This is a genomic window from Kytococcus sp. HMSC28H12 (assembly GCF_001816045.1).
GTDB lineage: Bacteria > Actinomycetota > Actinomycetes > Actinomycetales > Dermatophilaceae > Kytococcus > Kytococcus schroeteri.
This window is the reverse complement of record NZ_KV824404.1, coordinates 1-10,542: the sequence shown is the minus strand read 5'-3', so window position 1 is coordinate 10,542 and position 10,542 is coordinate 1. Positions and strand designations below refer to the sequence as shown.

Here is a 10,542-nt window from a genome sequence, read left to right as displayed (position 1 = left end):
AAGCACCCACGCTCAACTCCGAAGAGCCGGGAAACCAGGCCAGGTACGTGGTGGCCTCCGACCGCCCGAGCGCCGAACGTCGCGCACAGATCGAGCACGAGGTGGTGGAGCAGGCAGCCACGCTCATCGAGGGACGCCACGACGTGTCGGCCGAGGTCAGCCCGGGCGCGGAGACCGTCACCATCGTGCTGGGCGGGTTCGATGCAGCCTCCACGGCCGATGCCGGTGCGCGGGCGGCGACCGCGCAGCACCTTCTCGAGGGCATCACGCTTCCTGCGGGCGTCAAGCACGTGCAGGTGACCACCTCGTCCGCCACCAGCGGCCCGGAGTTCGGATCGGGCGGCACCTGGCGAGGCACCTTCTGCACGGCAGGTTTCACGGCCGCACGCAGCGGCCGGGTGGCCATCACCGGCACGGCACACTGCGGGAGTACCAGTTCCCATGACGGAGCGACTCTCTCCGGGAGCTGACCATGAACACCACCCACCGCACCGTCTTCAAAGCCGCGCTGGCCCTGGGCATCGGAGTCCTCACGGCGGGGTGCACCCCGTCGGGGGACGGCCCGACGTTCGGCACCTGGTCGACCCCGTGGAGTCACTCGGACCGCGGATACACGGGCACGTTCACCGACCGCGAGGGGTGCCTCCACGTCACCGTGGAGGGGACCGACCACGTGGCCGTCCTGCCTGGGGGAAGCTCCGTGGAGGACGGCACCGTGAAGACTCCCGACGACGCGTTCGCCCTCGACTCCGAGGTGACCGTCGGCGGAGCCGGATTCCCCACCGACGAGGCTCACGAGGTGACCCAGTTCGAACTGCCCGAGGCCTGCGGCAGCCCCCAGGACGTCTGGATCGTGACCTGACCAGACGGCCACCCCGCGGGCCCTGCCCCCGTCTCCGGGTGCGGGACCCACAGCGTTCATACCGGGCACTCCTCGCCGGGGGCACAGGCAAGCCTCAGCGAGGGTGCCGGGAAGGTCGCACGCACCTACGCTCGGCGCCATGAAGATCCCCGAGAGCCTCGTGCCCGCCTTCGAGAAGCAGATCACCCTGGAGTTCCGGGCCGCGCTGACCTACCGGCAGCTCGCCATCGAGATGGCCGCCCAGAGCCTGCCGGGCACGGCCGCGTGGTTCACCCGGCAGGCCGACGAGGAGGTGCTGCACGCCCAGCGCTTCATCGACCACGTGCTCGACCGCGGCGGGCGCCCCGTCATCGGCGAGGTCCCGGCCCAGCAGCCGCTCACCAACCCCACCCCGCTGGAGGCCTTCCGCGCCGCGCTCGCCCACGAGGAGAAGGTGTCGGCCGCCATCCGCGAGCTCTACGTGGCCACTGAGGCCGCCGGCGACCTGGACTCCCGCCCGCTGCTCAACGAGTTCGTCGCCGAGCAGGTGGAGGAGGAGGCCACGGTCGGCGAGGTGCTCTCCGCCCTGGAGCGCGTGGGCGACGACGGCCCGGGCCTGCTGCGCATCGACGCGGACCTGGCCAGCCGGGGCACCACCGGCGCCTGAGCCGACCCCGTCGCGCCCACGGGCCCCGCACCTCCCGGCGAGGTGCGGGGCCCGTAGCGTGGAGGCCATGTCCTCCGATGCCGTGAACCCGACCGCCGCGGACCGCACCTCCGGCAGGGCCACCGACCCCACCGCCGGCACCCCGGCGGGCGTGCCGCTGCCCACCGACGAGGTGACCGACCTCTGCCGCGAGCTGATCCGCATCGACTCCAGCAACTTCGGCGACGGCTCCGGCCCCGGCGAGCGCGAGGCCGCCGACTACGTGGTGGCCAGGCTGCGCGAGGTGGGCCTGGAGCCGCAGGTGTTCGAGTCCGACCCGGGCCGCACCAGCGTGGTGGTGCGGCTGGAGGGCACCGACTCCTCCCGACCGGGCCTGGTGCTGCACGGCCACCTCGACGTGGTGCCTGCCCGTGCCGAGGACTGGTCCGTGGACCCCTTCGGCGCCGAGCTGCGCGACGGCATGGTGTGGGGCCGCGGCGCGGTGGACATGAAGGACATGGATGCCATGATCCTGGCCGTGGTGCGCTACATGGCCCGCACCGGCCAGCGCCCCGCCCGTGACCTGGTGGTGGCCTTCTTCGCCGACGAGGAGGCCGGCGGCGTGAAGGGCGCCGGCCACCTGGTGGAGCACCACCCCGAGCTGTTCGCCGGCTGCACCGAGGCCGTGAGCGAGGTGGGCGGGTACTCCATCACCGTGCCCGGCCAGGAGGTGGCCGACGGCGCCGAAGCGCAGCGCACCTACCTGGTGCAGACCGCCGAGAAGGGGATCGCCTGGCTCACGCTGACCGCCCGTGGCCGCGCCGGGCACGGGTCGGTCCCCACCGCCGAGAACGCCGTGGCCCGGATGGGGGCGGCGCTCGCGGCCATCCACGCCCACGACTGGCCGGCCGAGACCATCGAGTCGGTGCGGGTGCTGCTCGAGGGGGTGGGGGAGCAGGCCGGCATCGACTGGTCGGTGGACGACGCGCCCTCCCTGGAGCAGGTGGTGGCGCAGACCGGTGGCGCCTCGCAGTTCGTGGCCGGCACCCTGCGCAACACGAGCAACCCGACGATGGTGAACGGCGGGTACAAGCACAACGTGGTGCCGCAGACCGTGACCGCCGGGCTGGACTGCCGCTTCCTGCCGGGGCAGCAGCAGCACGTGCTCGACACCATCGCCGAGCTGGCCGGGGAGCACGTGGAGGTCTCCGTGCACCACCTGGGGCCCGCGCTGGAGGCCCCCTTCGACGCCCCGCTGGTGGACGTCATGCGCAGCGTGCTCGAGGCCGAGGACCCCGGCTGCCGGGTGCTGCCGTACTGCCTCTCCGGTGGCACGGACAACAAGCACCTGGCCGAGCTGGGCATCACCGGCTACGGCTTCGCCCCGCTGCAGCTGCCGGCCGACCTGGAGTTCGCGCCGATGTTCCACGGCGTCGACGAGCGGGTGCCGGTCAGCGCGCTGGAGTTCGGCGCCCGGGTGCTGCACCGCTTCGTGCTCGAGTCCTGAGCCGTCCCGCCCCGTGGCCCCAGATGTCCGCCTGCGGTCCAGAGGTACGGGCCATGAGGCGTACCTCTGGACCGCAACCGGACATCTGCGCCAGGCCCGCTCGACGCCGGTCCCTCGGGCGCGGGCTCGATGAGGGGAGCCGCCTCAGGCGGGCGGGCCCAGCAGCGTCTGCGGGCGGCGCTGGCGGATCACCTTGCGGCGCAGGCGGACCTTCCGTCGCCCGCCCTCGTAGAGGCGCACGGTGTGCACGTTCCAGCCCTCGTACTCGGCCAGCTCGGTGAGCAGCTGCCTCAGGTCCGCCCGCGACAGCTCCCGAGGGGCCTGGACGACCCGGTACTCCCACACGGCGGCCGCACGGGCCCGGTGGTGGGCGGCGACGGCGCGGGTCGGCTGACGGCGGGGCGGCTGGCTGGGCTGCATCGCCACAGTGTGCACGGGCAATTCCCCTGACGCCGCCCCGCCTCCCGCGCTACGGTGGCCCCATGGCCACCGACCCGCGCAGCGCCCTGACCACCCTCGTCACCGCCCTGGAGCGGCACCTCGAGGCCTGCTCCTCCCGCACCGGGGAGGAGGACCCCCGGGTGATCGCCGCCTACAACGACCTCGCGGACGCCTTCGAGGACTACGACGACGCCCTGCTGGAGGCCCACGGCGAGGTGACGCCCTTCGAGGTGTACTCCGACGAGGACGAGGACGACCTCGAGGACGACGACTTCGACGACGACGAGGAGGACGGTCCCCTCGCCGGTCGGTACGACGACGAGTACGACGGCGACCAGGACTCCTACGACTACGACGACGACTCCGAGGTGGAGGACGACGACGTCCGCGGCTGAGCTCAGAGCCAGCCGGAGCGCCGGAAGCGCAGGTACAGCAGCACCACGATCACCACGGTGAGCAGCATCGCCACCGGGTAGCCCCACACCCAGTGCAGCTCGGGCATGTGGTCGAAGTTCATGCCGTACACCGCGCCCACGATGGTGGGGACGGCCGCCAACGCGGCCCAGGCCGAGATCTTGCGCGTGTCCTCGCCCTGCTTGACCGACACCATCGACAGGTGCGCCTGGAGGATGTCGGTGAGGGACTGGTCGTAGCCCAGCACGTGGTCGTCGGCGCGCAGCAGGTGGTCCTGCACGTCGCTGAGGTAGGGCTGCAGCTCCTCGGGCACCAGGCGTGAGGAGTGCACGAGGCGCCGCACCGGGTCCACCAGCGGGTGCACGGCGCTGCGGGCCTCCAGGATCTCCCGCTTGAGCCGGTAGATCTCGGTGACGTCCACGTCCTGCTCCCCGCCGAAGGTGGCCTGCTCGACCCGCGCGAGGTCGTCGTTGAGCTCCAGGTCCACCCGTGTGTAGGTGTCCACGATGTGGTCGGCCACCACGAACACCGCCGAGGCCGGCCCGTGGGCCATGAGCTCGGGGGAGCGCTCCAGCCGGGCCCGCACGCCGGTGAGGCGGGTGTGCTTGCCGTGGCGCACCGTGAGCACCCAGTGCGGTCCCCACACCATGAGCACCTCGCCGGTCTCGACGTCGCTGTTCTCCTCGAAGTAGGCCAGGGTGCGGAACACCAGCATCGCGGAGTCGTCCATGACGTCGAGCTTGGGGCGCTGGCGGCCGGTGGCGATGTCCTCCACCACGAGGGGGTGCAGGTCCAGCAGGCGCGCGAAGTGCTGCACCTGCTCGGCCGACGGCTCGTAGAGGCCCACCCACAGGAAGGCGTTCCCGTCGGCCTGCTGGGCCCGGGCCAGTCCCTCGGCCACGTCCTGGCACTCATACCGCCGCCCGTCGGCGTACACCGCCTTGTCCACGATCATGGGGCGCATTCTGGCAACCGCACCGCCGACCGACGGGCCCCTCGGCCGGTCACCTGCGTCACGCCCGCCACGGCCTACCCTGTGCGGGTGGAATCCTGGACCTCGCCCACCGTGCCCGCCCTGCCGCTGACCGCCCCGCCGCTGCGGGTGCACGACACGGCCACCGGGCGGCAGGAGGAGCTGACCCCGCAGGGCGAGGCCGGCCTGTACGTCTGCGGCATCACGCCGTACGACGCCACGCACATGGGCCACGCGGCCACCTACCTCACGGTGGACACCCTGCACCGCGCGCTGCGGGCCGCCGGGCACCCGGTGCGCTTCGTGCAGAACGTCACCGACGTGGACGAGCCGCTGCTGGAGCGCGCCGAGCGCGACGGCGTGCACTGGGAGGACCTGGCGCAGCGCGAGATCCAGCTGTTCCGCGACGACATGGAGGCGCTGCGCATCATCGCGCCGGACGCCTACGTGGGCGCCGTGGAGGGGATCCCCTCGGACGTGGCCGCCGTGGAGTCGATGCTGGACTCCGGCCACGCCTACCGGCTGCCGGCCGACGACGCGCCGGGCACCGCATCGGACGTGTACCTGGAGCTGGCGAGCACGCCGGCCTTCGGGGAGGTCTCCGGGTGGTCGCGCGAGGAGATGATGGCGGTCTTCGCCGAGCGCGGCGGTGACCCCGAGCGCGCCGGCAAGAAGGACGCCCTCGACCCGCTGCTGTGGCGCGCCCACCGGGAGGGCGAGCCGCACTGGGAGGGAGGCACGCTGGGCGACGGGCGGCCGGGCTGGCACATCGAGTGCACCACCATCGCCCGCGACCACCTGGGCACGCCCTTCCTGGTGCAGGCCGGCGGCGACGACCTGGTCTTCCCGCACCACGAAATGAGCGCCGCGCAGAGCCGCGCCCTCACCGGGGAGGCGTTCGCGCAGCACTACGTGCACCAGGCGATGGTGGGCCTGGACGGCGAGAAGATGAGCAAGTCCAAGGGCAACCTGGTGCTCGTCTCGCGGCTGCGGGCGGCGGGGGAGGACCCGGCGGCCATCCGCCTGGCGCTGCTCAGCCAGCACTTCCGCACCGCGTGGGACTGGACGGACGGCCACCTGGAGCAGGCCCGCACCCGCCTGGCCCGATGGCGTGCCGCGACCGAGCTCGTGGCCGCCGGCGGTGGTGCGGGGGACCAGGTGGCGGGCGAAGCCGGCGGGGACGCGGTGGCCCGCGACGTGGCCGCTCGCGTGGCCGACGACCTCGACACCCCCGGGGCACTGGCCGTGGTGGACCGCTGGGCCGACCACGTGCTGGACGGCTCGGAGCAGGCGCGCACCGGGGCGCTCGCCGAGGGCCCGGCGCTGCTCGTGGCGGTGGACGCCCTGCTCGGCATCGACCTGCGCTGAGGCCCGGTCGGCTCAGACCGGCGGGGTGCTCCCGCCGTCGCCCTCGCGGCGCTTGAGGTACTGCTCGAACTCCTTGGCCAGCGCGTCGCCGGAGGCCTGCGGCGAGGTGAGCTCGTCCACGGCCTCCTCGAGCGCCTCCACGTACTCAGCGACGTTCTCGTCCTGGCGCGTGAGCTCCTCCACGCCGCGGGTCCACGCGCGGGAGAGCTCCTCCAGGTCCGCGGTGTCGATGACGGTGTCGAGCACCTCCTCGAGCGCGGTGAGCAGTCCCCAGGTGGCTCGGGGCGAGGGCACGCCGCCGGCGTAGTGCGGCACGGACACCCAGAGGCTCACGGCGTCCAGGCCGGTGTCCTCGGCCTCCTGGTTGAGCACGCCCACGATGCCGGTGGGGCCCTCGTAGTCGGCGGCCTGCACGTCGAGCCGGCGCTGGAGTGCCAGGGAGCTGGTGGTGGTGCTGACCGGCAGCGGACGGGTGTGGGGCACGTCGGCCAGCAGCGCGCCGAGGGTCACGAACTCGGTGGCGCCGGCCTCGGCCACCCAGCCGAGCAGCTCCTCGGTGAACGCGCGCCACCGCATCGAGGGCTCCAGGCCCTGCACGAGCAGGACGTCGCGGTCGAGCCCGGGCGGCTGCGCGACGTGGAAGCTGGTGGTGGGCCACTCCACCTGACGGCGGCCGCCCCGGCGCACGATGCGTGGGCGGTGCACCTGGTAGTCGTAGTAGTCCTCGGGGTCGAAGGCCGCCACCTCCTCGGCGCCCCACACCTCGATGAGGTGGGCGATGGCCGCGGTGGCCGCCTCCCCGGCGTCGTTCCACCCCTCGAAGGCGGCGACCACGACCGGGTCGCGCAGCGGGGCGGGGTCCTCGTTGAGCATTGGCACAGGGTAGGTGGCCGCCGCGGCGGCCCCGGCCATGGGAGGGGCTGCCGGCGGGAGACCCGGCCCGGGGCACGCCGGGCCGCACGCGAAACCCCACCGCGCACGGGAAGCGTGCTCCCCGCACGCGCACTGTCCCGTGCCAGCAACACCTGTCCCGTGCCGCGCCACCTCTCCCGTGCCTGAACCCCGAGCCCCCGTCGCGCTGGGCCCGTGCCGCGGGTCCGCGCCGTTCCGCCCAGGTGCCCGGCGAACGGCACCGCTGCCCCCGCCCGCCTGGCGCACCGTGCCCCGGAAGGGTGTGCCCGGAAGGGTGTGCCCGGAAGGGTGTGCTATCGCGCGATAGGTCGACCGAATCGCGGGCAGGTGACTGGGAAACGGTCGACCTATCGCGCGATAGCACACCCCTCCCACGGGGGCCACCGCGACGAAGCGACCACGCAGTCGTGCCCGGGACGTCCGGGCCCACGCAGTCGGGGCCGGCGCCTCCGGGCCGGGGGCGTCGGGGCGGGGCCGGACGCGGCTGGGAGACTGGCCGGGTGACCGATCCCGCCGTGCCCATTTCGACCGTGTCCCAGCCCGACGCTCCCCAGTCCGACGCGACCGCCACCGCCCGCCCGGACCTGCCGGCCGCCGTCCTGTTCGACATGGACGGCACCCTCATCGACTCCGAGCCGCTGTGGATGGCTGCCGAGACCGCACTGGTGGAGTCCTTCGGCGGCACGTGGACCCACGAGGACGCCCTGGCCATGGTGGGCAACCCGTTGGAGGTGTCGGCCGAGATCATCCTGGAGCGCACCCCGGTGGACCTGCCGCGCGACGAGATCATCCACCGCCTGCTCGCCGAGGTGACCGCCGGCGTCCGCCAGCACATGCCCTGGCGCCCGGGGTCCCGTGAGCTGCTCGCCGAGTGCGTCGAGCGGCGCGTGCCCACCGCCCTGGTGACGATGTCGTGGACCTCCCTGGCCGAGGCGTTCACCGACGCCCTGCCGGCCGGTACCTTCGACACCGTGGTCACCGGCGACGCCGTGACGCACGGCAAGCCCCACCCAGAGCCCTACCTCACCGCCGCGGAGCGCCTCGGCGTGGACCCGGCCGCCTGCCTGGCCCTGGAGGACTCGCCCTCCGGCGTCGGCTCGGCCTCAGCGGCCGGCACGCACCTGGTGGCCATCCCGCTCATGGTCGACCTGCCCGAGACCCCCAACACGGTCACCGTCACCACCCTCGAGGGGGAGACTCTCACCTCCCTGTGGGAGCGTTTCACCCACTGAGCGAGGCGGCCCCGCTCACGGCCTCGTCGGTGGCCCGGTCCGCGGCGTCAGTGGGCAGCGGCGGGGGAGTGCCACCCCACGCCGGGCAGATGGACTGGAAGCTGCACCAGTCGCACAGCCGCGACCGGTTGGGGCGCCAGTCCCCGGTGGCCGCGGCCCGCTCGATGGCGTCGTACAGCGCCAGCAGCTTGCGCTCGGTGGCCACCAGCTCGGCCTCGGTGGGCTGGTGGCGCAGGATGGTGCCGTCCTTGAGGTACACCAGCTGCAGCAGGGCCGGAACCCGCCCGCGCAGCCGCCAGATGGCCAGCGCGTAGAACTTCATCTGGAAGAGCGCCTTGGCCTGGAACAGCTCCGAGGGGGCACGACCGGTCTTGTAGTCCACCACCCGCACCGCGCCGTCGGCCGGGGCCACGTCGAGCCGGTCGACGTACCCGCGCAGGGTCAGCTGCCCCTGCTCGCCCTCGCGCTCCACGGGCACCTCCACGTAGAGCTCGCGCTCGGCCGGCTCGAGCACGCTCGGGTCCTCGAGCGTGAACCACCGCCGCACCAACGCCTCGGCCTCGGCCATCCACGTGGCCATCTCCTCCGGCGTCGCCTCGGCCCCCTCGCCGACCACCTCCACGGCCTCGGGGCGCTCGGCCACCACCCGCTTCCAGGCGGCCTCCATGAGCCCCACCGCGTCGTCCGGGCGGCGCCGGTGGGCGGGCAGGTCGAACACGTCCTCGAGCACCGCGTGCACGAAGGTGCCCCGGACCGCCGCGGCCGAAGGCGGCTCGGGCAGCCGGTCCACCACCCGGAACCGGTAGAGCAGCGGGCACTGCATGAAGTCGCCGGCGCGGCTGGGGGAGAGGGCTGCGGTCACCATGGGCGCCACGATAGGTGCCGCCACCGACATCCCCTCCGCCAGCGACCCACCCGCCCGGACGACCGGCCGCCCCGCCCGTAGGCTGGGCGCCCGCAGCCGGCCCGATGGTGGCCGCCCCCACGACCCGTAGGAGTCCCCATGGCCCAGCCCTCCGGATGGCGCATCGGCAGCGTGCGCGGCGTGCCGGTGTACCTGGGGACCACCTGGCCGCTGCTCGTGGTCCTGGTGGTGGTGCTCAACGGCAGCCAGCTCACCGACGCCCTCGGCCCGGTGACCGCCTACGGCCTGGGCCTGGCCTACGCCGCGATGCTGGTCTTCAGCGTCTTCGTCCACGAGGTGGGCCACGTGCTGGCCGCCCAGTGGCGCGGCTACACGGTCACCCGCGTGCAGCTCGACCTCATCGGCGGGCACACCGCGCACCAGTCCGACAACACCTCCCCGGGCAGCAACGCGATCGTCGCCGTGGCCGGCCCGCTGGCCAACCTGGTGCTCGCGGCGCTCGCGGCCGCGGCCCTGTTCGTGGTGCCCGACGGCGTGCCCCACATGGTGGTGGCCAGCGCCCTGTGGGTGAACGGCCTGGTGGGCCTCTTCAACCTGCTGCCGGGCATGCCGCTGGACGGCGGGCACGTGGTGGACTCCCTCGTCTGGAAGGCCACCGGCAGCCGCCCGACGGGCCTGGTGGCCGCCGGCTGGACCGGGCGCCTCATCGCGTTGGTGGTCATCGCCTTCGTGGCGCTCATGGTGGTCCAGGGCCGCAGCCTCGTGACCGTCATGTGGGGCGGCCTCATCGCGTGGGTGCTGTGGGCCGGGGCCACGCGCTCCATCCAGGCCGGGGCGGCCCGCCAGGAGCTGGGCCGCCACTCCACCGGGTCGGTCATGCGGCCCGCGGTGGGGCTGCCGCAGGACGCGCCGGTCTCGGCGCTGCTGGGAGTGCGCGGCTTCCCGGTGCCGGTGGGCGTCGTCACCACCGATGCCGAGCACCGCGCCGTGGGGCTGGTGGACCCCTCCGCCCTGGCCCAGGTGCCCGCCGAGCTGCGTGACTCCACGCCCCTGTCCGCCGTGGCCCGCACCGTGCCCGGCGACTGGACGGTGGACGCCGCCCCGCAGGAGGACATCACCCGCCTGCTCGAGGCGGTGACCTCCCGCCGCCTGCAGGTGGCCGCCATCCGCGAGCCCGGCTCGCTCGACCCCGACGGCCGGCCCACTCCGCCGCGCATCGTGGGGCTGGCCGACCACGCCTCCATGGAGGCCGGCATGCGCGCCAACGCCCGCGGCTGACGGGAGCCCGGCCCCCGGGGAGCACCTAGAATCGGCGCCCATGACCTCCCCCCAGCCGTCCCCCG

The 10,542-nt window shown here is 73.8% G+C and carries 12 protein-coding genes; 8 read left to right on the top strand and 4 right to left on the bottom strand.

The window, feature by feature from the left end:
• The 4 genes from HMPREF3099_RS05210 to HMPREF3099_RS05195 all read left to right on the top strand — a co-directional run.
• Nucleotides 1-470: hypothetical protein (locus HMPREF3099_RS05210; RefSeq protein WP_237769751.1), on the top strand; the 470-nt coding region annotated here is incomplete at its 5' end.
• Between the two features lie 2 nt (nucleotides 471-472).
• A complete protein-coding gene (locus HMPREF3099_RS05205) occupies nucleotides 473-862 on the top strand; it encodes a hypothetical protein (RefSeq protein ID WP_070704899.1) in 390 nt (129 codons plus the stop codon).
• A gap of 139 nt (nucleotides 863-1,001) precedes the next feature.
• The gene (locus HMPREF3099_RS05200; protein WP_070704896.1) at nucleotides 1,002-1,508 is read left to right on the top strand and encodes a ferritin; all 507 of its coding nucleotides are present in this window, start codon (nucleotides 1,002-1,004) and stop codon (nucleotides 1,506-1,508) included.
• Between the two features lie 67 nt (nucleotides 1,509-1,575).
• Complete coding sequence (locus HMPREF3099_RS05195) at nucleotides 1,576-2,994, top strand: M20/M25/M40 family metallo-hydrolase (RefSeq protein WP_083323514.1); 1,419 nt, start codon at nucleotides 1,576-1,578, stop codon at nucleotides 2,992-2,994.
• A 144-nt stretch (nucleotides 2,995-3,138) separates the two neighbouring features.
• Here HMPREF3099_RS05195 and HMPREF3099_RS05190 read toward each other — a convergent pair whose 3' ends face one another.
• Entirely contained in the window at nucleotides 3,139-3,414 is a 276-nt protein-coding gene (locus tag HMPREF3099_RS05190) for a DUF5703 family protein (protein WP_237769750.1), read from the bottom strand.
• A 62-nt stretch (nucleotides 3,415-3,476) separates the two neighbouring features.
• Between HMPREF3099_RS05190 and HMPREF3099_RS05185 the strand changes: the two genes are divergently transcribed.
• Nucleotides 3,477-3,830, top strand: a complete 354-nt coding sequence (locus HMPREF3099_RS05185) for a hypothetical protein (protein ID WP_070704894.1) — start codon at nucleotides 3,477-3,479, stop codon at nucleotides 3,828-3,830.
• 2 nt (nucleotides 3,831-3,832) lie between these two features.
• Here HMPREF3099_RS05185 and HMPREF3099_RS05180 read toward each other — a convergent pair whose 3' ends face one another.
• Nucleotides 3,833-4,804 (bottom strand): magnesium and cobalt transport protein CorA, encoded by a 972-nt coding sequence (locus tag HMPREF3099_RS05180; RefSeq protein ID WP_070704892.1) that lies wholly within the window; start codon nucleotides 4,802-4,804, stop codon nucleotides 3,833-3,835.
• Nucleotides 4,805-4,891: 87 nt separating this feature from the next.
• Here HMPREF3099_RS05180 and mshC point away from each other — a divergent pair, with 87 nt between their 5' ends.
• Nucleotides 4,892-6,190 (top strand): cysteine--1-D-myo-inosityl 2-amino-2-deoxy-alpha-D-glucopyranoside ligase, encoded by a 1,299-nt coding sequence (gene mshC / locus HMPREF3099_RS05175; protein WP_070704889.1) that lies wholly within the window; start codon nucleotides 4,892-4,894, stop codon nucleotides 6,188-6,190.
• A gap of 12 nt (nucleotides 6,191-6,202) precedes the next feature.
• On the opposite strand, the gene HMPREF3099_RS05170 is transcribed toward mshC, so the two are convergent.
• The gene (locus HMPREF3099_RS05170) at nucleotides 6,203-7,063 is read right to left on the bottom strand and encodes a PAC2 family protein (RefSeq protein ID WP_070704886.1); all 861 of its coding nucleotides are present in this window, start codon (nucleotides 7,061-7,063) and stop codon (nucleotides 6,203-6,205) included.
• A 554-nt stretch (nucleotides 7,064-7,617) separates the two neighbouring features.
• Here HMPREF3099_RS05170 and HMPREF3099_RS05165 point away from each other — a divergent pair.
• Nucleotides 7,618-8,334, top strand: a complete 717-nt coding sequence (locus HMPREF3099_RS05165) for an HAD family hydrolase (RefSeq protein ID WP_237769749.1) — start codon at nucleotides 7,618-7,620, stop codon at nucleotides 8,332-8,334.
• Here HMPREF3099_RS05165 and HMPREF3099_RS05160 read toward each other — a convergent pair.
• Nucleotides 8,324-9,199, bottom strand: coding sequence for a RecB family exonuclease (locus HMPREF3099_RS05160; protein WP_083323513.1), 876 nt, complete (start codon nucleotides 9,197-9,199; stop codon nucleotides 8,324-8,326). The two genes, HMPREF3099_RS05165 and HMPREF3099_RS05160, sit on opposite strands and share 11 nt — an antisense overlap.
• A 138-nt stretch (nucleotides 9,200-9,337) precedes the next feature.
• Between HMPREF3099_RS05160 and HMPREF3099_RS05155 the strand changes: the two genes are divergently transcribed.
• Nucleotides 9,338-10,477: a M50 family metallopeptidase gene (locus HMPREF3099_RS05155; RefSeq protein WP_070704881.1), complete on the top strand. Its 1,140-nt coding sequence runs from the start codon at nucleotides 9,338-9,340 to the stop codon at nucleotides 10,475-10,477.
• Nucleotides 10,478-10,542 lie beyond the last annotated feature (65 nt).

Coding starts and splice junctions, on each gene's coding strand:
- HMPREF3099_RS05205 (WP_070704899.1), top strand. CDS start 473: ATGAACACCACCCACCGCACCGTCTTCAAAGCCGCGCTGGCCCTGGGC.
- HMPREF3099_RS05200 (WP_070704896.1), top strand. CDS start 1,002: ATGAAGATCCCCGAGAGCCTCGTGCCCGCCTTCGAGAAGCAGATCACC.
- HMPREF3099_RS05195 (WP_083323514.1), top strand. CDS start 1,576: ATGTCCTCCGATGCCGTGAACCCGACCGCCGCGGACCGCACCTCCGGC.
- HMPREF3099_RS05190 (WP_237769750.1), bottom strand. CDS start 3,414: ATGCAGCCCAGCCAGCCGCCCCGCCGTCAGCCGACCCGCGCCGTCGCC.
- HMPREF3099_RS05185 (WP_070704894.1), top strand. CDS start 3,477: ATGGCCACCGACCCGCGCAGCGCCCTGACCACCCTCGTCACCGCCCTG.
- HMPREF3099_RS05180 (WP_070704892.1), bottom strand. CDS start 4,804: ATGATCGTGGACAAGGCGGTGTACGCCGACGGGCGGCGGTATGAGTGC.
- HMPREF3099_RS05170 (WP_070704886.1), bottom strand. CDS start 7,063: ATGCTCAACGAGGACCCCGCCCCGCTGCGCGACCCGGTCGTGGTCGCC.
- HMPREF3099_RS05160 (WP_083323513.1), bottom strand. CDS start 9,199: ATGGTGACCGCAGCCCTCTCCCCCAGCCGCGCCGGCGACTTCATGCAG.
- HMPREF3099_RS05155 (WP_070704881.1), top strand. CDS start 9,338: ATGGCCCAGCCCTCCGGATGGCGCATCGGCAGCGTGCGCGGCGTGCCG.